The organism is Providencia huaxiensis (genome assembly GCF_002843235.3).
GTDB classification, from domain to species: Bacteria; Pseudomonadota; Gammaproteobacteria; order Enterobacterales; family Enterobacteriaceae; genus Providencia; species Providencia huaxiensis.
On sequence record NZ_CP031123.2, the window covers coordinates 3,443,775 to 3,468,589 of the forward strand.

General features: G+C 42.7%; 23 protein-coding genes and 3 tRNA genes. 6 read left to right on the forward strand and 20 right to left on the reverse strand.

Annotated elements, in window-relative coordinates:
- The first annotated feature begins 155 nt into the window (after positions 1 to 155).
- Positions 156 to 758: a LysM-like peptidoglycan-binding domain-containing protein gene (locus tag CYG50_RS17540; protein WP_102138236.1), complete on the forward strand. Its 603-nt coding sequence runs from the start codon at positions 156 to 158 to the stop codon at positions 756 to 758.
- A 132-nt stretch (positions 759 to 890) separates the two neighbouring features.
- Positions 891 to 1,640, forward strand: a complete 750-nt coding sequence (locus CYG50_RS17545; RefSeq protein ID WP_102138237.1) for a CDP-diacylglycerol diphosphatase — start codon at positions 891 to 893, stop codon at positions 1,638 to 1,640.
- Positions 1,641 to 1,730: 90 nt separating this feature from the next.
- On the opposite strand, the gene rplI is transcribed toward CYG50_RS17545, so the two are convergent.
- The 7 genes from rplI to nsrR all read right to left on the reverse strand — a co-directional run bounded on the left by rplI (position 1,731) and on the right by nsrR (position 7,092).
- Positions 1,731 to 2,180, reverse strand: coding sequence for a 50S ribosomal protein L9 (rplI, locus tag CYG50_RS17550; RefSeq protein WP_102138238.1), 450 nt, complete (start codon positions 2,178 to 2,180; stop codon positions 1,731 to 1,733).
- Between the two features lie 38 nt (positions 2,181 to 2,218).
- Positions 2,219 to 2,446: a 30S ribosomal protein S18 gene (gene rpsR / locus CYG50_RS17555; RefSeq protein ID WP_000135199.1), complete on the reverse strand. Its 228-nt coding sequence runs from the start codon at positions 2,444 to 2,446 to the stop codon at positions 2,219 to 2,221.
- A 4-nt stretch (positions 2,447 to 2,450) separates the two neighbouring features.
- Entirely contained in the window at positions 2,451 to 2,768 is a 318-nt protein-coding gene (priB, locus tag CYG50_RS17560; RefSeq protein WP_102138239.1) for a primosomal replication protein N, read from the reverse strand.
- Between the two features lie 8 nt (positions 2,769 to 2,776).
- Positions 2,777 to 3,172 carry a 30S ribosomal protein S6 gene (gene rpsF / locus CYG50_RS17565; RefSeq protein WP_004905988.1) on the reverse strand — a complete coding sequence of 132 codons (396 nt, stop codon included), beginning with the start codon at positions 3,170 to 3,172 and terminating at the stop codon, positions 2,777 to 2,779.
- Between the two features lie 154 nt (positions 3,173 to 3,326).
- Entirely contained in the window at positions 3,327 to 4,076 is a 750-nt protein-coding gene (rlmB, locus tag CYG50_RS17570) for a 23S rRNA (guanosine(2251)-2'-O)-methyltransferase RlmB (RefSeq protein ID WP_102138240.1), read from the reverse strand.
- 88 nt (positions 4,077 to 4,164) lie between these two features.
- Complete coding sequence (gene rnr, locus CYG50_RS17575; RefSeq protein WP_102138241.1) at positions 4,165 to 6,627, reverse strand: ribonuclease R; 2,463 nt, start codon at positions 6,625 to 6,627, stop codon at positions 4,165 to 4,167.
- Positions 6,628 to 6,669: 42 nt separating this feature from the next.
- Entirely contained in the window at positions 6,670 to 7,092 is a 423-nt protein-coding gene (gene nsrR, locus CYG50_RS17580) for a nitric oxide-sensing transcriptional repressor NsrR (RefSeq protein WP_102138242.1), read from the reverse strand.
- A 501-nt stretch (positions 7,093 to 7,593) separates the two neighbouring features.
- Between nsrR and CYG50_RS17585 the strand changes: the two genes are divergently transcribed.
- Complete coding sequence (locus CYG50_RS17585; RefSeq protein ID WP_102138243.1) at positions 7,594 to 8,796, forward strand: mechanosensitive ion channel family protein; 1,203 nt, start codon at positions 7,594 to 7,596, stop codon at positions 8,794 to 8,796.
- Positions 8,797 to 8,899: 103 nt separating this feature from the next.
- Here the strand turns inward: CYG50_RS17585 and CYG50_RS17590 are convergent, their stop codons facing one another.
- The 9 genes from CYG50_RS17590 to tsaE all read right to left on the reverse strand — a co-directional run bounded on the left by CYG50_RS17590 (position 8,900) and on the right by tsaE (position 19,298).
- Positions 8,900 to 10,198, reverse strand: a complete 1,299-nt coding sequence (locus tag CYG50_RS17590) for an adenylosuccinate synthase (protein ID WP_102138244.1) — start codon at positions 10,196 to 10,198, stop codon at positions 8,900 to 8,902.
- Between the two features lie 280 nt (positions 10,199 to 10,478).
- Positions 10,479 to 11,480, reverse strand: coding sequence for a protease modulator HflC (hflC, locus tag CYG50_RS17595; protein ID WP_102138245.1), 1,002 nt, complete (start codon positions 11,478 to 11,480; stop codon positions 10,479 to 10,481).
- A 2-nt stretch (positions 11,481 to 11,482) separates the two neighbouring features.
- Positions 11,483 to 12,688 carry an FtsH protease activity modulator HflK gene (gene hflK, locus CYG50_RS17600; protein ID WP_102138246.1) on the reverse strand — a complete coding sequence of 402 codons (1,206 nt, stop codon included), beginning with the start codon at positions 12,686 to 12,688 and terminating at the stop codon, positions 11,483 to 11,485.
- A gap of 138 nt (positions 12,689 to 12,826) precedes the next feature.
- Entirely contained in the window at positions 12,827 to 14,107 is a 1,281-nt protein-coding gene (gene hflX, locus CYG50_RS17605) for a ribosome rescue GTPase HflX (RefSeq protein WP_004906004.1), read from the reverse strand.
- Between the two features lie 92 nt (positions 14,108 to 14,199).
- Positions 14,200 to 14,493 carry an RNA chaperone Hfq gene (hfq, locus tag CYG50_RS17610; protein WP_102138247.1) on the reverse strand — a complete coding sequence of 98 codons (294 nt, stop codon included), beginning with the start codon at positions 14,491 to 14,493 and terminating at the stop codon, positions 14,200 to 14,202.
- 107 nt (positions 14,494 to 14,600) lie between these two features.
- Complete coding sequence (miaA, locus tag CYG50_RS17615; protein WP_102138248.1) at positions 14,601 to 15,542, reverse strand: tRNA (adenosine(37)-N6)-dimethylallyltransferase MiaA; 942 nt, start codon at positions 15,540 to 15,542, stop codon at positions 14,601 to 14,603.
- Entirely contained in the window at positions 15,535 to 17,523 is a 1,989-nt protein-coding gene (mutL, locus tag CYG50_RS17620; RefSeq protein WP_102138249.1) for a DNA mismatch repair endonuclease MutL, read from the reverse strand. The genes miaA and mutL overlap by 8 nt, the downstream gene beginning before the upstream one ends.
- Positions 17,524 to 17,532: 9 nt before the next feature.
- Positions 17,533 to 18,819, reverse strand: coding sequence for an N-acetylmuramoyl-L-alanine amidase AmiB (gene amiB, locus CYG50_RS17625; RefSeq protein ID WP_102138250.1), 1,287 nt, complete (start codon positions 18,817 to 18,819; stop codon positions 17,533 to 17,535).
- A gap of 14 nt (positions 18,820 to 18,833) precedes the next feature.
- Positions 18,834 to 19,298 carry a tRNA (adenosine(37)-N6)-threonylcarbamoyltransferase complex ATPase subunit type 1 TsaE gene (gene tsaE / locus CYG50_RS17630; protein ID WP_004906013.1) on the reverse strand — a complete coding sequence of 155 codons (465 nt, stop codon included), beginning with the start codon at positions 19,296 to 19,298 and terminating at the stop codon, positions 18,834 to 18,836.
- 287 nt (positions 19,299 to 19,585) lie between these two features.
- Here tsaE and queG point away from each other — a divergent pair, with 287 nt between their 5' ends.
- On the forward strand, positions 19,586 to 20,767 hold the full coding sequence (gene queG, locus CYG50_RS17635; protein WP_102138251.1) for a tRNA epoxyqueuosine(34) reductase QueG: 1,182 nt from the start codon (positions 19,586 to 19,588) through the stop codon (positions 20,765 to 20,767).
- A 691-nt stretch (positions 20,768 to 21,458) separates the two neighbouring features.
- On the opposite strand, the gene CYG50_RS17640 is transcribed toward queG, so the two are convergent.
- The 4 genes from CYG50_RS17640 to orn all read right to left on the reverse strand — a co-directional run bounded on the left by CYG50_RS17640 (position 21,459) and on the right by orn (position 22,599).
- Positions 21,459 to 21,534: transfer RNA gene (locus tag CYG50_RS17640), tRNA-Gly, on the reverse strand.
- Between the two features lie 63 nt (positions 21,535 to 21,597).
- A tRNA-Gly gene (locus CYG50_RS17645) sits at positions 21,598 to 21,673 on the reverse strand.
- 40 nt (positions 21,674 to 21,713) lie between these two features.
- Positions 21,714 to 21,789: transfer RNA gene (locus CYG50_RS17650), tRNA-Gly, on the reverse strand.
- A gap of 264 nt (positions 21,790 to 22,053) precedes the next feature.
- Positions 22,054 to 22,599, reverse strand: a complete 546-nt coding sequence (orn, locus tag CYG50_RS17660; RefSeq protein WP_102139907.1) for an oligoribonuclease — start codon at positions 22,597 to 22,599, stop codon at positions 22,054 to 22,056.
- 109 nt (positions 22,600 to 22,708) lie between these two features.
- Between orn and rsgA the strand changes: the two genes are divergently transcribed.
- Both rsgA and asd read left to right on the forward strand, forming a co-directional pair.
- The gene (rsgA, locus tag CYG50_RS17665; protein ID WP_102139906.1) at positions 22,709 to 23,761 is read left to right on the forward strand and encodes a small ribosomal subunit biogenesis GTPase RsgA; all 1,053 of its coding nucleotides are present in this window, start codon (positions 22,709 to 22,711) and stop codon (positions 23,759 to 23,761) included.
- A gap of 157 nt (positions 23,762 to 23,918) precedes the next feature.
- Positions 23,919 to 24,815, forward strand: a complete 897-nt coding sequence (gene asd, locus CYG50_RS17670; protein WP_102139905.1) for an archaetidylserine decarboxylase — start codon at positions 23,919 to 23,921, stop codon at positions 24,813 to 24,815.

Genomic DNA, 24,815 nt, shown 5'->3' on the forward strand with positions numbered 1-24,815 from the left:
AAACAATGAATCTAAAGAATAAAACTGATTGATTCCCGACAAATTTATTCAGTGTTCTCTGAAAAATTCAGCCCAACGCTAAAAATGTCTAAAAAGGGTGCTAGTATGCGTATAAATACAGTCTAATTTACTCATTGCCTCATCAAGGAGGAGTGATGCTTAAACTTTCAAAATTTCATCGCTATGGCATTGCACTGCTCGCCCTAATTGTTGTGGTCGCTTTCTTTTGGCCTGCTAGCGATAAGTCCCCTAGCGATATTGTCCAAAACCAGCCTATTGTCATTCCTCCACCCCCAGCTCCTGAGGTCATGCCTGAACCTACGATTACACCACCAATACCTGAGCCAGTACCGGCACCTGAAGGTAATTCCCCACTTTTACCTACTGAGCCTGAAATTATCCCAGAGCCTATTGAGCCTGAGCCCAATGAGCCGCCTTCAACGGTGACTTCACCAGAGAACACGCCAGAGCCCAAAACTCCCCGCCCTTCAGCTAATGAATGGCAAAGCTACCAAGTACAAAAAGGGAAAACGCTTGCACAACTGTTCCGCGATAATAACTTACAAGCCAATGACGCTTTTATTATGGCTCGCGTTGAAGGTGCCGAAAAACCACTGAGTAATTTGCGCCAAGGGCAAAAAATTCGTCTAAAAGCGAATAAAAAAGGTGAAATTCAATTATTAGAAACAACTGCATCTGATGGGAAAACATATAGTTTCGTGCGATTAAGTGATGGCAGTTACTATCGGACTCCGTAGTACTTTTAGGGTAGCTTGTGTCAGAGCTACCCTAAAATTTTGTCTGGAACATCGCTATATGTATTGATTTTTACCTAGCAATAAATAACAAATATTGTCTTTCACTATAATGCTAGGTAACTGAAAATTATTATGCTAATAAAAAAATGGATTAACGCTTTTTTAGGTACTGTTTTACTATTACTTACCGCTATTATTGGTTATGTTTTATGGATTAAACTCAATTCAAATGCACTTTGGAACATTGTAAATGAGCAGTGTATTCCATTGCAGCAATCTGCCCTATCTTGTCTAAAAATCGATAGTGATCAACAGTATGTGCTGTTCAAAGATAAAAAAGGGCCATTGCATAACTTAGTCATTCCTACCGATAAAATCACAGGTATTGAATCCGCACGGTTACTTGAGCGAAATACACCAGACTATTTTGCTATCGCCTGGCAAGAAAGAGAAAGTGTGTCGTCACAAGCGAAAATCTCAATTTCTGATGATTTGCTCGCTGTTGCAGTGAATTCCCAATATGGCCGCTCCCAAGACCAACTGCATATTCATATCGCATGTTTGAAACCTGAAGTTAGTCAACAACTTAATCAAGTTTCATCGGAGATCACAACCGACTGGGCTAAGTTATCAACTGAACTTGTCGGCCATCACTATTTAGCCCAAAAACTCCAAAAAGCCCCTGCCAAATTCGATAATGCATTTAATCAACTCAATGAATACGTTGTAAAACATCATGATGAAATGGGCAATTATGGCCTAGCGATGGTGCAGCTGAAAGACGGTTCAAAGGTGTTGCTCGCAAACCGTTTTAGTATATGGGATTTGAATTTAGGTTCAGCGGGGGAATTACTCGACTACCAATGCTTGGCAAATCAATAAACTAAATACCAGAAAGCAAAAAACACCGGACTTAGCCGGTGTTTTTTATTGCACCACGGATCGCTCAGTGGTGCATACCATCATTATTGATTACTCAGCAACGATGATAACGTTCAGCTCTGCGAAAACATCGCTGTGTAACTGGAAGTGAACTTCGTGGTCACCAGTAGTACGCAGAACGCCGTTTGGCAGGCGAACTTCGCTTTTCGCAACTTGAACGCCAGCCGCAGTGATTGCGTCAGCGATGTCACGAGTACCGATTGAACCGAACAGTTTACCTTCGTCACCAGCTTTAGAAGCTAAAGTTACAGAACCCAGAGCAGTAACAGCTGCTGCACGAGCCTGTGCTGCTGCCAGAACGTCAGCTAATTTAGCTTCCAGTTCAGCGCGGCGTGCTTCGAAGAATTCGATGTTTTTCTTAGTCGCAGGAACAGCTTTGCCCTGTGGAACTAAGAAGTTACGAGCATAGCCCGATTTAACGTTAACCTGATCACCCAGGCTACCTAGGTTAGCTACTTTATCAAGCAGAATAACTTGCATTACCTTATCCTCTATTAGTCGTTAATGGACTGTACCAATTACTGATGACGATCAGTATATGGTAACAGAGACAGGTAGCGAGCGCGCTTGATAGCACGAGCGAGCTGACGCTGATATTTTGCACGAGTACCAGTGATACGGCTTGGTACAATTTTACCACTTTCAGTGATGTAGTTTTTCAGCGTTGCGATATCTTTATAGTCGATCTCTTGAACGCCTTCCGCTGTGAAACGGCAGAACTTGCGACGACGGAAATAACGTGCCATATGGCTAGTCTCCAGAATCTATCAAATCAATCTGCTCGGCATGGAGGACTATCTTGCTGATCCCATTGCGCCCTTGATGGGTACTAATGAAACCGCTTACTGTAATCCAACTGCCGACCGTTATACTGTGAGTATGAGCTTGTAAGGTTTGTCCGCTGGCGATAATGGGCATTCTGCACCATGCTTGCCTTGACAACCCCGCTTCCTGTTGTTGTGAACGATGTTCTAAAACAAACTGGCAGTGAGGAATGCCTGACGGACTCACTTTTCGAATCAATGCTTTACAGACTGTGCCTGTCAGCACCAAACGATTAGTGGTCACCTGCGCAATTACTCTTCAGAATCCCCAGTTTCTTCTACTTCTTCATCCTGATATTCATCAGACATGTCACGGCCACGACGTTCGTCTTTAGCTTTGACCATTGGAGAAGCTTCTGTTACTGCGTGTTTTAAGCGCATAACCATGCTGCGGATAACGGCATCGTTGAAGCGGAAGTTAGTTTCCAGCTCATCAATCGCTTCCTGCGGTGCTTCTACGTTCAGAAGAACATAGTGTGCTTTGTGCAGTTTATTGATTGGGTAAGCCAGTTGACGGCGGCCCCAGTCTTCCAGACGGTGAATCTGACCTTGTGCGTTAGTGATAACAGCACTGTAACGCTCGATCATGCCCGGAACCTGTTCGCTTTGGTCAGGATGGACCATAAAAACGATTTCGTAATGACGCATTAGTAGTTGCTCCTTACGGATTATTAGCCTCCTGTCTGGGTTAACCGCGGCCCGCGGAGGCAAGGAACTTATTGAGTGCGGCTAAAAAATTGACGCGTAACTATACCCATCCCTGAGATAAAACTCAAGAGATGGATGTCGTTTATACTAAATATTATTTTTCTGCAGAAACGGGTAAGCGTTGACGCACCGCTTCAAATAAACAAACCCCTGTCGCCACTGACACATTCAATGATGACACCGAGCCTGCCATAGGAATACTGATTAACTCATCACAGTGTTCACGCGTTAAACGGCGCATGCCTTCGCCTTCAGCCCCCATCACTAGCGCTATCGGGCCCGTTAGTTTGCTTTGATATAGGTTATGGTCAGCTTCACCTGCCGTTCCCACAATCCATACATTATATTCTTGTAGCAAACGCAATGTCCTTGCCAGATTCGTCACACGAATAAGAGGAACATTTTCTGCCGCGCCACAAGCCACTTTTTTCGCGGTTGCATTGAGCTGAGCAGATTTATCTTTAGGAACAATCACAGCATGAACACCTGCCGCATCAGCACTACGTAAGCACGCACCTAAGTTATGTGGGTCTGTCACACCGTCCAATACCAATAAAAATGGCGATGGTGTACTTTCCAATAAATCAGGCAAGTCGCCTTCTTGATACTGTTTACCAGGTAGTACTTTCGCAATAATACCTTGGTGAACTGCGCCTTCGGTCTGGCTATCCATCCATTGGCGGTTCGCCACTTGAACGACAACCCCTAGTGCTTCAATTTCGTGCACCAGCGGCATTAAGCGGCGATCTTCACGACCTTTCAAAATATAGACTTCTTTAATGCGTTGCGGTGAACGCTCAAGTAAGGCTTTCACTGCGTGAATGCCATAAATCATTTCGCTCATAAATTTCTTATTTATTAATATAAATAGTAAAGTGGCGTATTAACGCCACTTTGGTTAATAACTATAGTTAATAACTACAGCAAAAACATTATCCCTCTTGTTTTTGGGATTTTTTTGCAACACGTTTAGCTTTTAATTTTGCTGTAATTTTTCGCGTTTTATCAGAAGGCTTTTTGCCTTTTCCTTTCGCCTCTGGTTTAGCCTCGGCTTTTTTTCCTTTTTTCTCGGAACGACGAAATGCAGAATCAGGCTCAAAGTTTTTATCTTTGCTCGCATCCGCTTTTCGACGAGCTGGACGTGCCGCATTTTTCACTTCTTGCTTCATTTTGTCCCGAGCGGTTTTGCCTGGATTTTTCGCTTTACGGGTGGTTGAAATTAATGCGAAATCAATGGTGCGCTCATCCATATGCACCGCTTCAACGCGAATTTCAACTTCATCACCAAGGCGATAAGTCGTACCTGATGATTCACCAATTAAACGCTGACCAACTGCATCGTAACGGTAATAGTCATTATCTAACGTTGAAATATGCACTAAACCATCAATAAATAAATCATTAAGGCGCACAAAGAAGCCAAAACCAGTCACACTGGTAATTAAACCTGTGAAGGTTTGGCCAACTTGGTCTTGCATAAAATCACATTTCAGCCAGTCCGCCACATCACGCGTCGCTTCATCAGCACGGCGTTCAGTCATTGAACAGTGCTCACCCAGCTGTAACATGCTGTCCATGTCTGAATGCCAACCACCGGTTTCTGTCCAGCGCTTATCTGAATGGCCATGCTCTTTAGCCAACAAATATTTTATTCCACGGTGTAACGTCAGGTCAGGGTAACGACGAATTGGCGATGTAAAGTGGGCATATGATTTCAAACCTAAACCAAAGTGACCGCGGTTTTCAGGATCATAAATCGCTTGTTTCATTGAACGTAAAATCATGGTTTGCAGTAATTCATGATCAGGGCGTTCAGCCACTTCATTCATGACTTGCGCATAATCTTTTGGTTCTGGCTTCATTCCGCCCGGCAGAGTCAACCCTAATTCGCTGAAAACAGAGCGTAAATTCATCACGCTTTCTTCTTTAGGGCGGTCATGCACACGGTACAACGCAGGCTCTTCATTTTTCTCAACAAACCGAGCGGCTGCAATGTTAGCTAAAATCATGCATTCTTCAATCAATTTATGTGCATCATTTCGCTCTACAGGTTCGATACTTTCAATACGGCGTTCTGCGTTAAAAATGAATTTCGCTTCTTCAGATTCGAAGGAAATTGCACCGCGCTCAATACGTGCTGCATCAAGTGCTTTATATAGTTGATGCAAGTGCTCAATATGCGGCACTAACGCTTTATAGTGCTCACGCAGTTCTTCATCCCCTTCCAAGATTTTCCATACTTTTGTATAGGTTAACCTTGCATGAGAGCTCATAACCGCTTCATAGAACTTGTACGAAGAAAGCTTACCGGATGCTGACACCGTCATTTCACACACCATACACAGGCGGTCAACACCTGGGTTAAGTGAGCACAGGCCGTTCGATAGGACTTCCGGTAGCATAGGAACGACTTGAGATGGGAAATATACCGAGTTACCACGGCTACGGGCTTCTGTATCCAGAGCCGTTTGCTGGCGAACATAATAGCTTACATCCGCAATTGCCACCCATAAGCGCCAACCCCCGCCTTTTTTCGGTGCACAGTATACTGCATCATCAAAGTCGCGAGCATCTTCACCGTCAATGGTGACTAACGGTAAGTCGCGTAAATCCACGCGCCCTTTTTTCGCAGACTCAGGGACGTGTTCGCTCAGGTCAGCGACTTGTTTTTCAACTTGTGGTGGCCATGAGTGTGGAATTTCATGAGTACGTAAAGCGATTTCTACCGCCATACCTGTTCCCATGGTTTCGCCTAATACTTCAATGATATTCCCCACCGCTTGCGAGCGACGTTGTGGACGAGTGACTAATTCAACCACCACCACATTACCCATGCGAGCGCCAAGAACACGATCTTTCGGTATCAAAATATCAAAACTTAAACGGCTATCATCCGGTACGACAAAGCCCATACCCGATTCGATAAAATAACGGCCAACAATTTGGTTATTACGTGGTTCTAACACACGAACAACCCGAACCTCTGTGCGTCCCTTACGATCTTGTCCGTAAGGTTGCGCAAGAATAACGTCGCCATGCAGGGCGCGTTTCATTTCGTCTTGAGATAAATAGTAATCTTCTTTTTTACCATCAACGCGCAGGAAGCCGTAACCATCACGGTGACCAATGACTTTTCCTTTTAATAAGTCTAAACGCTCCGGTAATGCATAGCACTTACGACGAGTGAAAACCAATTGACCATCACGTTCCATGGCTCTTAACCGACGACGCAACGCCTCTAATTCATCTTCTGTCGATAAATTCAATAATTGTGCGATTTCTTCGCGATTGGCTGGTGCAGTACGCTTCGAGATAAGGTCAAGAATATATTCTCGACTTGGAATTGGGGACTCGTATTTTTCTGCTTCTCTTTCCTGAAAAGGATCTTGTGACATCGTTACCTCCGTTGTCATCAGAATTCATAACTACCGCGAATGCTAATTAAGCAGTAGTTGATAGAGCGGGCTGTTGTCTTTCACCATGTCCGCCAGCGTGTATTGATCAAGTTCTTGTAAAAACTGCTGTATTGCTTGGTGTAGCACACCTTTTAAACGACACGCAGGTGTAATGTGGCAAAATTCACCACTACAATTAACAAGGGTCAGGGGTTCTAGTGATCTAACGACATCCCCTATACGAATAGATTCTGCTGGTTGGCCAAGTGTGATCCCGCCATTTTTGCCTCGAGTGGCTTTAATATAACCTAAGTGACTGAGCTGATTAATAATTTTAACCATATGGTTACGAGAGACACCATAAACTTCAGTGACTTCTGTGATACTGGTCATTTTCCCTTCAGGGAGAGATGCCAAATAGATCAACGCACGTAATCCATAGTCTGTAAAACTTGTTAGCTGCACAATCACCTCAAAATTTTTTGGCTAAGCCAATAGCTATCTCGTCATGTATGTCTTATTAATCTCAAATTATAGACAAATTACTTTCTATCTTTTTGTCTTAGGCCAATATTTAGGTACAAGATAATGAAATTTACTGAGACTAATTTCGCCTCAGTTTGACATCGCAAGATAGCATTTTATTAGCGTTTAGCTTATCTACTCTACAAAGAAAAAACAGTTTTATCATGGAATAACTGGATGACCTGTTACCTTTATAGGGTATTTATTGCTCAATCTTTCTGCTATACATTTACAACAAATAACATCAAAGAACAATCGAACACATAATAGCACATATTTTTTGGCGACTCGTGTTTCTTGAGCTTACTCCACTTTATCTATACTGTTTAAAAGGGTTTACAGAGAAATCACCACTGACTTATCACTTTTAACATCAAATTTTTTTATTTGATTCGCTATACAATAAAGAGCCAGTATCATAAAGAGGTGACTTAGGAGAATATGGAACAAATCATTGAAATATATAATGATATATCAGAAAACACTTTCTTAATGGCCTCTTTTTTAGTCGTCATATTGCTATTAACATGGTTTGTCGGAAAAGTCATTTTTTTACGGGTTGCGAGAAGGTTATTACCATTATTCACTAATTTAAGTGACGATGAGTTAATTGATGGTATCGCTCGGAAAATTGCATCGATCGTCGCGGTAACGCTTGTACTTTATATTAACCAGATGCTGCCTTCCCTTTCTGATGAAGTAAACATTACATTTAAAACTATCTGCTGGGCGCTGATTATTATTAATGTTGCCGCATTAGTTAACGATGGCTTAGATGTGTTTATTATCCGTCAGTCAAAAAAAATATTACATCGTAATAATTCGATAAAAGGCTATATCGAAATAGCGAAAATTATTGTTTGGATAATTTCCTTTATCTTGATCATTGCGTTGATGACCGAACAGTCCCCGATTATTATTATTTCCAGCTTCGGTGCTATCGCTGCGGTATTAATGTTTGTATTTCAGCACACACTATTATCGTTTGTGGCCAATATATTAGTATCAAACGGAAAGGTGTTAAAACTGTATGATTGGATTGAGCTACCAAGCAGTAATATCAGTGGCGAAGTTATCGATATCGCGCTACATACTATTACCGTTCGAAACTGGGATAACACCATTTCACGCATTCCTACCAAAGATTTTTTAACTGAAAAATATACCAACTGGCAGCCCATGTTTTCCTCTGGAGGCCGTCGCATCAAACGTAGCTTTTATATTGATCAATCGTCAATTTCCTTTGCAACAGAAGATCTCTTCAACGAATTAAAAAATACCCCTCCCTTGCGCCAAAGCATAGAAAGTATGTTAGAAGCACGAGGTGAAATTGGGGATGTAAATGAATGGATGATAAATAATGGCGTCACTAACCTACAGCTATTTAGAAAATACATTCTAAATTGGATAAAGCTGCGCGGCGATGTCAGAACAGATATGTATTTGGTCATACGAACAATGCCGCCAACACCAAATGGTTTGCCTGTTGAAATCTATTGTTTTACACGCTCAACCACTTGGGTTGATTATGAAGAGGTTCAATCCGAAATTTTTGAGTATGTTAATGCATCTGCTAACTACTTTAAGCTACGTATTTATCAACACCCAGCTGGGAGTGATCTCGCTAATTTAAAATATCAGTAGTAGATAACAAAAAACACCGAACAAGTCGGTGTTTTTTTTCATCTAATTAAAAGTACTTGCTAATACATGCTATGAGCAAGCCAGTACCTAATCAGCCATTAGACTATGCGTCAAACGGGTCACGTAGAACCATAGTTTCTGAACGATCTGGGCCCGTTGAAATAATATCAACTGGAATACCCGTTAGTTCTTCAACGCGTTTGATGTAATCCAGAGCTGCCTGTGGCAGTAATTCTCTTTGTTTCACACCAAAAGTCGTTTCTTTCCAACCTGGCATTGATTCATAAACTGGCTCTAAACCATCCCACTCATCTGCAGCTAAAGGTGTTGTTTCAAGCACTTTGCCATCTGGACGACGGTAGCCTACGCAAATTTTAACTTCTTCTAAACCGTCTAAAACATCCAGTTTAGTCATACAGAAGCCCGACAGTGAGTTGATTTGCACTGCGCGATTAATCGCAACGATGTCTAACCAACCAGTACGGCGTTTACGACCCGTAGTTGCACCAAATTCTTGGCCTTTTTCACGCAGGAATTCACCCACTTCGTCAAACAGCTCAGTAGGGAATGGGCCCGCACCAACACGAGTTGAGTAAGCTTTAATGATACCCAATACGTAGTTAACATAGCGAGGACCTAAGCCAGAACCAGTTGCCACGCCGCCAGCTGTCGTATTTGAAGAGGTTACATAAGGATACGTACCGTGGTCGATATCTAATAATGTCCCTTGTGCGCCTTCAAACATCACGAATTCATTCTTCTGATTTGCTTTATAGAGCAGATCAGAAACATCAATTACCATGCCAGTCAGAATATCAGCCACAGCCATGATATCATCTAACGTTTTTTGGTAATCTACAGCAGGTTCTTTATAGTAATGAACAAGTTGGAAGTTATGGTATTCAACGATTTCTTTTAATTTTTCTGCGAACGTTGCTTTATCGAATAAATCACCAACACGCAAACCACGACGAGCAACTTTATCTTCATAAGCAGGACCAATACCACGACCTGTTGTTCCAATCGCTTTGGAACCACGTGCTTTTTCACGCGCATTATCTAATGCGATATGATAAGGCAGGATCAGTGGGCATGCTTCAGAAAGACGTAAACGTTCCCGAACAGGAACACCGCGGTCTTCCAATTCTTTCATCTCTTTCATTAATGCGTCAGGCGATAAAACGACGCCATTAGCAATAATACTGATGACATTTTCACGAAGAATACCGGATGGAATTAAGTGGAGAACGGTTTTTTCACCGTTTACAACAAGAGTATGGCCAGCATTATGGCCGCCCTGATAGCGAACTACGTATTTAGCACGCTCTGTCAGCAAGTCAACGATCTTGCCCTTCCCTTCGTCACCCCATTGGGTGCCCAGTACGACAACGTTCTTACCCATTTTGAAATACACTCGGTTGCTTAAAAATGAATTCTACCATCAAAAATGAACTGTTCCAGTGATATTTTGGCAATACAAAAATTTTTTTCTGGAAAGCAAGTAAAATGGTATTTTTTATTTCTGCCGTAAACTCAAAATGAATGCCATCAGTTGAGCAGTTCAAATTTTCCCTGAAAAATCCTATACTTAAAACGACAGGCGAAAAAAAGCCCACCGAAGCGGGCTTTTCTTTAATAGATTAACAGTTATTTTGCTAGGTTGCACGCAACTTAGCTTGTTATTAATCTGTCGCGCGAAGCTTAGTTGGTGCCTTCATAAAGCGGAAGAAATCAGTGTCTGGGCTTAATACCATCACGTCTTCACCACTCTTGAAGCTTTGCTCATAGGCACGCAAGCTACGAATGAACGCATAGAACTCGGGATCTTGGTTGAATGCATCAGCAAACAGTTTCGTTGCCATCGCATCACCTTCACCTCGGTAAGTCAGTGCGGTACGCTCTGCTTCAGCCAACGTTTCTGTTACTGTTTTATCAGCCACAGCACGGATCTTAGTTGCTTCTTCTTGGCCTTGCGAACGATGCTGACGCGCGACTGCTTCACGCTCTGCACGCATACGCGCATAGATAGCTTCAGAAACTTCGTTTGGCAGTTCGATACGTTTAATACGTACGTCGACAACCTCGATACCTAACGCTGCCATACTGTTTGCATTCACAACCAGTGGCTTCAGGTTCGTTTCTTCTTCAACACGTTTTGCCGCATCCGCAATCGCTGCATCCGCTTCTTTGGTTGCGTCGTCAATTGCAGTACCTTTGTTCAAGGCATCACGCACATCAACAGTTAAACGGCCACGTGAGTCGGTGATGATGTCTTTAACGCTTAAACGACCAAACTCAGAACGTAAACGGTCACTAAATTTACGTTTTAACAGGGTTTCCGCTTGGAATGGGTTACCACCGCCAGTTGCTACATAGTAGCGACTGAAATCAGTAACGCGCCATTTCAGGTAGGAGTCCACCATTAAGTCTTTGTTTTCGCTTGTCAGATAACGGTCAGCTTGAATTTCAAGAGTCTGAATACGTGCATCTAACATTTTCACAGTTTCAATAAATGGAACTTTGAAATGCAGGCCTGGCTCATAAATGATCGGTTTATTTTCAGAATCACGTAGAACCTTACCGAAACGCAATACGATACCGCGGTCAGTTTGAGGAACAATAAAGATAGATGCGTATGCAACTGCCAAGATGGCAATAACGATAACAATTAGCGATTTACGCATGATTATTGTCTCCCTACTCTAACAGCATCACCACGAACAGCGTTGTTTGGCTGCGCTGGTGTTGCAGCAGATGATGACGAATTGTTGCTTGGCGTCGCCATTCTTGCTGACGGATTAGCTTTTGACGTTGAAGCTGCATCTGAATTTGTACCGCGCATGATTTGGTCAAGCGGCAGCACTAACATGCTGTTGCTCTTATCATTCGCAATCACTTTACGTGTATTACTTAACACACGTTCCATCGTGTCGATATACAGACGCTCACGGGTGATCTCTGGTGCAGCACGATATTCAGGTAACATTTTCGCAAAGCTTGCGACCTCACCCTCTGCTTTGAAGACCACACTCGCTTTATAGGCTTCGGCTTCTTCAATCAAGCGTTGTGCGTTACCTTTTGCCAGTGGAAGAACTTCATTTCGATAAGCGTGCGCTTCACGAATAGTTTTTTGTTCTTCTTCCCTTGCTGAGATTACGTCATCAAACGCTGCTTTAACATCTTCAGGTGGACGCGCTGCTTGGAAGTTGACGTCAAGCAGTGTGATCCCCATTTTGTATGGTGCAATTGTTGCTTCGAGCTCTTTCTGTGTAACATCACGGATAAAAGCACGATTCGTAGTCAATACTTGCTCCATAGCAGATTGACCAATTACACCACGCACAGCGCTATCTAGCGCCTGACGCAGACTATTGTCTGGGTTTGTGACACTAAATAAATATTGTGCAGGGTCAGTAACACGATACTGAACGTTCATTTCAACGCGGATCACGTTTTCATCGGACGTTAACATCATGCCATTTGTTGCTTGCTCACGAACAGTTTCCACGTTGACAGGAACAACCCTATCAATGAAGGTTGGTTTCCAGTTCAAACCTGGCCCAACAACACCACTGTATTCACCAAAACGTAATACTACGCCACGGTCACTTTCTTTGATGGTGTAGAAGCCTGAACCTGCCCATACAACAACGATAGCAGCAAGAGCTAACATACCTAAACGACCGCTGATTTGTGATGGCTGTTTATTATCGCCATCACCACCGCCGCCTTTATTTCCACCAAGCTTGCTGCCTAGTTTACGAAAGAGATCGTCGAGATCATAAGCCCCACGTTTTCGACCACCTTTGTTCCCGCCAGAGTTGCCGCCTTTATTGCCGCTTCCCCACGGATCGCGGTCTTGTCCGTCATTACCGGGCTGATTCCACGCCATGTTTTAGCTCCATTCTTTATGATTGATTTTCAGGGCTAAGAGCGATAGGGCTCTTAATATCAATTCCATTGCCTAACTATATTATTAACGACCAAAGCATATTATTAACGGCCAAAGCATTATTAATAACCAAAGCAACTAAATAACGTAGTCAGGTAATTGCTGCTCTTGTTTGCACAGACGCCGCCAATCCACCATTGGCATACGCACCTCAAGGCCAATTGAGCCGTCTTCTTCCTGCCATTCACGTTCGATTGACTGAAGTTGATAGAAACGGCTACGTAAACGGCCTTCATTCGGTGGTAAACGCAATTCAACATGTGCGATTTCACCTGAAAGACGTTCCGTCAATGCCTGTAGCAACAATGGGATACCATCACCCGTTTGCGCTGAAACCCAGACACGAACCGGCTTGTTATCCTCATCTCTGTCAATACGCGGGACAAAATCCTCCAGCATATCGACTTTGTTCATCACTAAAAGTGTTGGTATTTCATCCGCTTCGATCTCTTCTAACACGCTTTCAACTGCATGAATATTCTCATCCAAGCGATTATCAGCTGCATCGATAACGTGTAGCAACAACGTTGCTTCGCGTGTTTCTTGCAGGGTTGCTTTAAAAGCTGCAACCAAATCATGAGGTAAATGGCGGATAAAACCCACAGTATCTGCAAGCACTACAACACCCACATCTTCGACATCAATACGACGAAGTGTTGGGTCAAGTGTTGCAAATAACTGGTCAGCAGCATAAACATCAGCGGCCGTCATGCGGTTAAACAAGCTTGACTTACCAGCATTGGTATAACCGACAAGCGAAATAGTCGGGATATCGGCCTTACTTCTCGCTTGACGCCCTTGTTCACGCTGTTTTTCCACCCGACTAAGACGAGATAAGATTTGTTTAATTTTATCTCTTAATAGCCGGCGGTCGGTTTCAAGTTGAGTTTCACCGGGACCTCGTAAGCCAATCCCGCCTTTTTGTCGCTCTAGGTGCGTCCATCCCCTCACTAAGCGAGTCGATAAATGCCTTAACTGAGCTAATTCAACTTGGAGCTTACCTTCGTGTGTACGTGCGCGTTGAGCAAAAATATCTAAAATCACCCCTGTACGGTCAACCACCTTACATTGGCAAATCCTTTCGAGATTACGTTCTTGAGCAGGGCTTAGAGTATGATTAAACAACACCACATCTGCACCACTTTCCTCAACAGCTTGGGCAATTTCTTCTGCTTTACCTTCCCCAACAAAAAACTTTGGATGAGGAGCTTTACGACTGCCCGTGACTATTTGTACTGGTTTCACGCCAGCAGATGTCACAAGTGACTCAAATTCCGCTAGATTATCAACGTCTTTCTCTTGAGAAAAAAAGACATGGACCAATACAGCTAGTTCACCGCCTTCATACCTATCAAACAAGGTGTAACCTCTTAGGCTAAACAATAATTGCAAAGGAAAAACACAGGTACAGTCTCCCTACCCATGCTTTCCTTGTCTTTTAGCGTACAAACTTACTCAGTTACTTCGCCATCTTGCGCTGCTGGGTTACCTGACTGGTAATTACCATTACCTGTGCTACCAGTAGTACCGCTATGATGAGAAACAGGGCGAGCAGGGACAACAGTCGAGATAGCATGCTTATAAACCATCTGGCTAACTGTGTTTTTTAATAAAATAACAAATTGGTCAAAAGACTCAATTTGCCCCTGCAATTTGATGCCATTAACGAGATAAATAGAGACCGGAACCCTTTCACGACGTAATGCGTTCAGGAACGGATCTTGCAAAGATTGCCCCTTAGCCATTCTATGTTTTCCTTATTTTGTTGTTTTTAAAAGAGAATCTTTTAGATTCCAAAAAGTAACTACTCAAAAATTGCGCTTAACGTTCTAATTGTACACAAACATCAGTCCTATGCACGCATAACCTGCATAACGGTGCTAAGCGCTTGCTGAGGTTGTTCACTATCTAACCAATGAACATTTTCCCAGCTTCTTAACCAGGTAATTTGACGTTTTGCCAATTGGCGAGTTGCACAAATTCCCCGATAAATCATATCATCATGGCTAATTTCACCATCTAAATATGACCACATTTGCCGATACCCCACACAACGAATTGAAGGGAGATCGACATGTAAATCATTTCGTTGATGCAATTTGCGAACTTCTTCTTCAAAGCCCGCCTCTATCATCAGATGAAAACGTTGTTCTATGCGCTCATGTAAAATTTTACGATCTTGTGGCGCAATAGCAAACTGAAACACATTATAAGGCAATTCTTCCCCAGCTGTTTGTGTCATTTCAGTCAAAGTTTGTCCCGAAATGAGATATACCTCTAAAGCACGGGATAATCTTTGTGGATCATTAGGGTGGATCCTTGCCGCAGCAACTGGGTCAACCTCAGTAAGACGGCGATGAATTTCCCCCCACCCTTGTTCTTTAGCAATGTGTTCAATTTCAGCACGCACTGTTGGGTCAGCTGAAGGAAGTGGTGAAAGTCCTTCTAACAAGGCTTTAAAATACAACATTGTGCCGCCAACTAATAATGGAATTTTACCTTGTGAGGTAATTTCGGCCATGGCTTTTAATGCGTCACGGCGAAAATCGGCAGCACTGTATGGTAGAGACGGATCGAGAATATCAATCAGACGATGGGGAGCTTGGCTGAGTTCTTCTGCTGTTGGTTTTGCTGTGCCGATATTCATCTCTCGGTAAATTAATGCCGAATCGACACTAATAATTTCCACAGGCAAATGCTTGCGAAGTTCTATCGCCAAAGCGGTTTTACCTGAGGCAGTTGGACCCATTAGGAATATTGCGTCAGGTTTTTTCTGAGTTGCTAAATCACTCATTTGTTAGTGTAGCTACCACGGATTGTAAATTAATTAATTGTAATAATGTTGGTGGAGGGTTTTTCACCCACTGCGGGCATACCCGCTCAACATCTGCCAACAACTGAATAGCCTGTGCTAAACTCCAACTTTCTTCTGTTTTAACCTGTGAAACTGCTTTAGCAAGCCATTGTGCAATCTCTTCGTCAGTGACGCTTTCTTTTCCCGATAAAAAATCGAGTAGCTCAGAAAAAAGTTGTGATAAATTTTGTGTTCTTAATGGTAACGATACCGTATGAATTGTTACTTTTCCATGTAATATCGTGGCTTCGATACCAAATATTGTCAATTGTTCCTTGTACCGCTGTAAAACCTCTATTTCCTCATTTTTAAGTGACACTTTTAGAGGTATTAATAATGGTTGGGGCTTCAATGCTCCACCATCCGGTGATAATTGTGACAATTTCAATAAATAGTTAGCTTCCGTTAAGGATAACAGGATTAGCCCTAACGAAGACTCAATTAATGCAAAGTTTTTTGCGTAAATTGTCAATACTTTGCCAAAAAGGTAGTTATCCGCATTTTTTGCTACAGGTTGTGACGATATTTGCGGTGAGTTTATCGGTTTACGTTCAGGAAAAAGCGGTTTTTTATCTTCAGGCGCAACAGGAATAGACATTAGGCTCTGATACAGTTCACCGGCTTTTTTGTCATAAGTTGAACCAAATGTTTTTGCTTGCGCATTTTCTGAAAAACCTGACGTTGATTTCGGTGAAGAAAAGGCGTGATTTACCGCACTATCCTTTAAGTAACTTGCCTTTAAGTGACTATCCTGTCTATCAGGTGTTTTAGACTCTTGAACGGTGTTTTCGATTCGCGTATGGTTTTCTGTCTTAAATTGCTTAGGGGCCACGCTAGGAGGAGAAGAAAAATAGTTTTCCCCCGCAGAAGACCGATTTTCCAGTTCTGTATTCACCGGCTCGATACCCGGGAGCTCATCGATAGATACCGCTTCTAATAATACCGTTCGTACCGCTTGATAAATAAAATCATGTACCAGACGTGCTTGGTGAAAACGAACCTCATGTTTTGCAGGGTGTACGTTAACATCAACTTGTTTTGGGTCAATGGTTAGATACAAGACATAAGCAGGCTGCTGGTTTTCGTCTAAATGCCCTTCATAAGCTTGACGGATCGCATGATTAATCAGGCGGTCACGCATCATGCGGCCATTAACATAGCAATATTGTGTTTCGCTGCCCGATGTCATTGATGGAGAAACGACCCACCCTTTGATTGCAAGATCTCTATGTTCCCAAGACAACGCTAAAGCGCCTTGCATGAAGCCTGTCCCACAAATCGTACCGAGTCGTCTCTCTTGCTGTGCCTCATCATGAGCAGCACGGTATTGTTTCACCAATTTGCCATTATGAGTCAGATTGATAGCGACATCAGGACGAGACAGCGCAATTCGACGAACAATTTCATCAATGTGGCCGAATTCGGTTTTTTCTGTGCGCATAAATTTACGGCGAGCTGGCGTATTATAGAATAAATCTAATACCTCAACTGTTGTCCCATTGGGATGAGCGGCTGGTTTAACCATCACCTCCATCTCGCGCCCTTCTGCGTATGACTGCCACGCTTCGCTTTGCTCTGCTGGTTTTGATGTCAACGTTAAACGTGAAACGGAGCTAATACTCGCGAGTGCTTCACCGCGAAACCCCATACTCATGATGGCTTCAAGGTCATCCAATGTGGCAATTTTACTGGTCGCATGGCGAGCTAAAGCCAGAACAAGTTCATCTTTACCGATGCCACAGCCATTATCCCGAATACGGATCAGTTTTTCTCCACCACGTTCAATGTCGATATCAATACGAGTTGCCCCGGCATCAAGACTGTTCTCTACGAGCTCTTTAACCACTGACGCAGGCCTTTCGACCACTTCACCTGCCGCGATTTGGTTGGCTAGTTGTGGGGAGAGAATATGAATTGCCATGTCTCCCCCTTATTGTGGCGCTGCTTGTATTGGATTTGCCAAGAAATATTGACGTAATCCTAAATGAATTGCTTCTGCAACTTTGTCTTGGAATTCATTCGATTTTAGCAACTGCTCTTCTGCGGTATTACTAATAAACCCAGTTTCCACTAAAATCGATGGGATATCAGGGGAACGCAATACACCTAAGCTTGCATGTTCAGGTGTTTTTTTGTGAATATTACCGACTTTTCGCAGCTGTTCGATCACTTTAACCGCAACATCATACCCAACACGTTGAGAGTGACCGAATTGCAAATCTAAAACGGCTTGGCTCAAATAAGGGTCCGCACCACTGAGAACATCACCCGCCCCGCCTAATAATTCTGATTGTTTTTCACGTTGTTCAAGCCAACTACCCAGCTCACTATTTGCACGTCGATTAGACAATACCCACACTGATGCACCCCGTGCGCTGCTATTCGGGGCCGAGTCAGCGTGAATAGACACCAACATATTAGCCCCTTTCTTACGTGCCACATCAGAACGACCACTAACGGAAATAAAGTAGTCTCCGTCACGTGTCATCGCGGGCTTAAACATCGGATCGGCTTCAAGGCGTTGGTATAACTTACGTGCGACACTGAGAGTCACATCTTTTTCTTTATAGCCATTCTTACCTATCGCACCAGGGTCTTTACCACCGTGACCCGCATCAATGGCAATCACGACCTGCTTACTGCCTTTTGGCATACTCTTATATTTAGTCGGTGTTGGTGTAGCAACAGGCGCAGGCTCACTCATCTTCAACGGTTTATCTTGAGTGCTATTTGCTGCTGGTTTAACCGTATTATTAGTTCGATTAAAAGAGGTAGAACCGGATGAATTTCCAGTCGATATTGTTAACACCAACTGATATTCACCTGAAACCTGTTTAAGTACCGCTTTCGTTTTCGCCGCTCGAGATAGCTCTAAAACTAAGCGCTTGTGTTGGTTATCAGAAGGTTGGCTTGTTCGTACTAATTTCACAAGGTCCCCTGCAGGAACTTTAAGGGGTAACCCCATAATCTCACCTCGTTGTTTGATATCAACAACAAGGCGCTCAGGTGAATGCAATGGAAAATAGGCGTAATCGGGCTTTCCATCAATAAAGCTTAGCACCACTTCTGCTTGTGATGGGCTATTATTAACTTGAATATTCGATAATGTTGCCGCTTGTGCTTTTGCAGCAAACAGCCACATGACTGATACCATAAACAAGACGAAAACAGTAAAAAAACCCTTTTTTGTTATTCTGTGCATTGATGCATTCAACATGAGCAATAGCTTCCTTAGAGTAGGGGTAATGCTTCTAACAACGACTCCCCATTGGCAGAAAAAGCAACAAAGTGAGCCTGACGCCCTTCGCCTTGATAGGTCAGATGGAGCTCAAGATCCGCTTCAGGTAAAAAACCTTTACCTTGTTGCGGCCATTCGACCAAACAGATCGAATTTCCAGAAAAATAGTCACGAATTCCCATAAATTCAAGTTCTTCAGGATCGGCTAACCGATAGAGATCAAAGTGAAAAACTTGACGATCTGCTAATTCATAGGGTTCAACCAAGGTGTAAGTTGGACTTTTTACGTGACCTTGATGGCCCAGCGCTTGTAAGAAACCTCGGCTAAAGGTGGTTTTCCCTGCTCCGAGATCACCATATAAGTGAATAATTGTGCCTTGATGGCAAGCCTTAGCGATAGCATTACCTAACGCAACAGTTTGCGCTTCGTTGGCAAGTTGTATTGTACGTTCTTTCATATTGTTCTTTTATTATGTCATTAATAGGCAGTGTCGCCTGTTTATCCTTTAAATGCATAGTTTATATCGCTGTTCAAAATGCATAAAGAGATATCAACAAACATCAATATTGCCGTTTATCTTAACCTAAGATGGGGCTTTTTTCTTAATTAACATTACTTGAATGATGAGTTCAGAAATATCCTATAATTGCTCTCAATACTGAAGGCATTTTTCATCCGTTTTGATGAACAACGCTGGCCATGATAAAGTGCCTGCCGTTTTACCCTTTATCAATATAGGATCTGATGGCAAGATACCTCGATCTCGATCTTCTCGCTCAAAATATTAAACAATGGGGCGTTGACGCAGGCTTCCAGCAAGTCGGGATCTGCGATACTGACCTTTCCGCGGAAGAGCCGAAATTACAAGCGTGGCTAGATAAACAATTTCATGGCGAGATGGAATGGATGAGTCGCCATGGGATGATGCGAGCCAGACCACACGAACTGCACCCGGGCACGTTGCGTGTCATTAGCGTGCGCATGAATTACTTGCCAGCCAAAGCCGCATTTGCCAGCACACTAAATAACCCTGAATTAGGTTATATCAGCCGTTATGCGCTAGGACGAGACTATCACAAGCTGTTAAAAAAACGCCTAAAACAACTTTCAGATCGTATTTTAGACTATTGTCGTGAATTTAATGGGATGATACTGCCCGATGGTACCACCATCGATGATCTCAATTTTCGACCTTTTGTCGATTCCGCTCCAATCTTAGAGCGTCCTCTTGCGGTAAAAGCAGGTTTAGGATGGACAGGAAAACATTCATTGGTCTTAAATCGTGAAGCAGGATCTTGGTTTTTCCTTGGGGAATTATTGATTAATTTACCCGTTCCTGTCGATAAACCTATCGAAGAAGATTGTGGCCGCTGTGTTGCCTGTATGACAACTTGCCCAACAGGTGCAATTGTCGAACCTTACACTGTCGATGCAAGGCGCTGTATTTCTTATCTCACCATCGAGCTGGATAGCGCTATCCCTGAAGAATTTCGCCCGCTAATGGGAAATCGGATTTACGGTTGTGATGACTGCCAGCTCATTTGCCCGTGGAACCGTTTTTCCCAGCTCACTGATGAAGACGATTTCAGCCCAAGAAAGGAGTTGCATACACCAGAGCTGCTTGACTTGTTCTCATGGGACGAAAAAACCTTTTTGAAAGTTACCGAAGGCTCTGCGATCCGCCGCATTGGCTATATCAAGTGGTTGCGAAATATCAGTGTGGCGCTAGGCAACGCACCTTACCAAGATAGCATTGTTGTCGCATTACAAAACCGGCTTGGAATTAACGCTATGTTGGATGAACACTTCCAATGGTCTATACAACAACAGCTTAAGCAACGCAATACAAACCAAGTTACAATTCAAACTTCGCAACAAAAACGCCTTGTACGAGTTATTAACAAAGGTTTACCGAGAGACGCCTAGAAAAAAGCCTGCCATATATCTGAAATCAAGAATTGTCAAATCAATGTGAATAAAATAAAAAATGCTTAGCTGACAATAGGTAAAGAATTTGCAAGCTGTGCTAGCCTCATTTTGACAAAATAACCCACAAACTAAAAAAATCAACAAGTTACAATAATGCAACTTAAACGCTAGAATTAATTAGCACAACAGAAATTTGTTAATTACCCTGTGGATAACTCTGTGTAATAAGTTATTTCAAATCGCGATGAAAACCGAGGCTGATTAAGCCAGCTGTGGATAACTTTCTAATAGCATATTAACAAGAAAGGTACTGATTTTATATTAACTCGCAATATAAAAGTGACCAAAATGCAAGGTTAAAATGAAAAACTAATCGAAGTAAATAAAAATCATATTTTTGTTTATTATTTAAACTTCGTATTTTCATCTTAGAGACGGAAGTAAAACACCCTATTGCTAAGGGGTGGCTATTCTATGGTGCCCTGAAAATGAATGCAAGCACAAATCTGGATATGATCCAAAAAAGATCGCGAAGCCCGCACTGATCCTAGCATTCAAGGTAAAAAAAGATGAAAATAGTAAACAAGTACAATTTATATTCACTAAGTGAATTCACTTAATAAAATAAAATTAAAAGCTGCTATATGAGATTTAGTAAAAAAGGAAGATTAAGAGAAACTAAAAATATTGGAGCGGGAAACGAGACTCGAACTCGCGACCCCGACCTTGGCAAGGTCGTGCTCTACCAACTGAGCTATTCCCGCATTTGGTGGGTACTACTGCCTAGTCAGAATACTAAGGCATTTAACTAAAACACTAAGAAAGTTTGGAGCGGGAAACGAGACTCGAACTCGCGACCCCGACCTTGGCAAGGTCGTGCTCTACCAACTGAGCTATTCCCGCATCACGAAAATAGTGCTTTAGTTAAAACATCAAGAAAATTTGGAGCGGGAAACGAGACTCGAACTCGCGACCCCGACCTTGGCAAGGTCGTGCTCTACCAACTGAGCTATTCCCGCATCACATTTCTGGATGTTTCACGTGCCGACTCAATCACAAAAACTTCATCGGTACGGGGAGCGCATTATACGAAAAATTCAGATACTAGCAAGCCCTTGCGCTCAAAATTTTTATTTTTTTATCCGTTTGCCGACAAAACAATCACAATGGTGATTTTATCGACAGCCATTGTAATAAGCTGATTTCAATACGTTAACATTGTTAACTTATTGAGAAAAAACCGCGAATGAAAGTCGCCAATGGCGACTTTCATAACGAATCATTTATTCTTTAATAAATGTCTCTCGATAATAAGCCAGCTCAGCAACTGATTCACGAATGTCATCAAGAGCTTGGTGGGTATTTTTCTTCGAAAAACCCGCTAAAATTTCAGGTTTCCAGCGACGAGCGAGCTCTTTTAGTGTGCTAACATCAAGATAGCGATAATGAAAATAGTTTTCTAATTCAGGCATATAATTGAATAGAAAACGCCTATCTTGCCCAACACTATTCCCACAAATGGGTGATGCCCCCTGTGGAACCCATTGCTCTAAAAATTCAATAGTGGCTAACTCAGCTTCACGCTCACTTACGGTACTTTTGCGTACACGCTCAACTAAGCCGCTGTTGGTATGAGTGTTTACATTCCACTCATCCATTAAAGCGAGTTGTTCATCCGTTTGATGTACTGCAATTACAGGGCCTTCTGCTAAAATATTAAGATGACTATCTGTTACAATGGTCGCTATTTCAATAATACGATCACGAACAGGATCGAGCCCCGTCATTTCTAAATCGATCCAAATTAAATTATTCTCATTCTTTTGCATGATATACCCTAACCGCATTCTATGAAGTTAAGGTATGATAGCACTCTTCATGCCATCAGTGACAGGCGTGAGTAACCCTAAAATACCGCCCATAGTAAAGAGAGGACAGGTGGCTAAACAGAAACTTTCGAAAGGCCAACAGCGCCGAGTTCAAGAAAATCATCAAAAAAGGCTCAAAAAACAAAAAACAGTTGAGATTGATGATAGCCAATTAGGTGAAGCACTAGAAGGCTTAGTCATCAGCCGTTTTGGGCAACATGCTGATATTCAAGCAAGTGACGGGACTATCCAGCGCTGTAACTTACGCAGAACCATTTCTTCCCTCGTTACAGGGGATAACGTGGTGTGGCGGCCTGCCCTGAACACACAAAGCGATATCAAAGTAAATGGCATTGTTGAAGCGGTTCATGAACGCCACTCTGTTCTGACTCGTCCCGATTATTATGATGGCTTGAAACCGATTGCCGCTAATATTGACCAAATTGTCGTGGTTTCCGCTATTTTACCTGAGCTTTCGCTGAATATTATTGACCGTTATTTGGTTGCCTGTGAAACCACGGGGATTAAGCCTGTTATCGTTCTTAATAAAGTCGACTTACTCGACGACGAAAACCGCGAGTGGGTAAGCGATTTGATGACGATTTATAGTGATATTGGTTATCAAGTTCTCGAAGTTTCAAGCCATACCAATGAAGGCATGGAAGCACTTACTAACGCGCTAGCAGGTAAAGTGTCAGTGTTTGTTGGGCAGTCTGGTGTGGGTAAATCCAGTTTATTAAACGCATTGCTTCCACACAATGAAGAAGCCATTTTAGTCAATGACGTTTCAGACAACTCAGGGCTGGGGCAACACACAACAACAACAGCCCGCTTATACCATTTCCCATTGGGTGGTGATGTGATTGACTCCCCTGGTGTGCGTGAGTTTGGTTTGTGGCATTTAACCACGGAACAAGTGACCAAAGGATTTGTCGAATTTAAAGATTACCTTGGTGGCTGTAAATTCCGTGACTGTAAACATTTGGATGACCCAGGTTGCCTGTTACGTGAAGCCGTAGAAGCAAATAAAATTGCTGAATCACGTTTTGAAAACTACCATCGCATTTTAGAAAGCATGGAACAAATCAAACCTCGCGGCAATTTTACGGCAAAAGAGAAATAATGTTAGTGAGTACTTACAAAATAACTCACTAACGTTAAACCAGCTCTAAATAATTTAATCACGGTTAGTCAGTTACGCGACCGTTTGAAATATGACGAGTAAACTGTGTACAATAGCCGCCCTTTTGCTAACATACCTTTAAAAATCAGAGGTTAACGTGCTAGATAAAATTAAAATTCGCTTGCAATATATGCTTCCAAAACAATGTCTTACTGAATTTGCAGGCTGGTTCGCAAGTCGCAATGCGGGTTTCATGACGCAATGGGCAATTAAACTGTTCGCAAAAGTCTATAAAGTGAACATGAACGAAGCACAAAAAAGCGAGCTTACGGCTTATGCCACTTTTAATGATTTCTTTATCCGCCTGCTAAAAGAAGGCGCTCGCCCGATTGTCGAAAAAGAGCATCAACTTGCTCAACCTGCTGACGGTGCCGTGAGCCAATTAGGCCCGATTAATGATGACCTTATCTTCCAAGCTAAAGGCCATAATTACACCGTTGAAGCATTACTTGCTGGCCAATACCAATTAGCAGAACGTTTTCGTGGTGGTGACTTTATTACCACTTACCTCTCCCCTAGTGACTATCACCGTGTACACATGCCATGTGATGGCTTACTCAAAGAGATGATTTATGTGCCAGGTGATTTATTCTCTGTAAATCCATTAACGGCACAAAATGTTCCCAACCTGTTTGCACGAAATGAACGTTTGATTTGTGTCTTTGACACCCCTGTTGGCCTAATGGTACAAATCCTTGTAGGTGCAACCATCGTTGGTAGTATCGAGACAGTTTGGAGCGGTTGCGTTAACGCCACGCGTGAAGGTGTCATCAAGCGTTGGGTTTACCCTGAGCTGGATTCTGAAGGTGCTGTTTTCTTGAAAAAAGGTGAGGAAATGGGGCTGTTTAAACTGGGCTCAACGGTGATTAATTTATTTGAACCGAATAAAGTAACCTTTAATTCATCACTGATCCCTGGTTATGCAACTCGGATGGGTGAATTACTCGCTGAAACTGTTACAAGTACAGTGGCAGAAGAGTCCGTTGACGCTTAA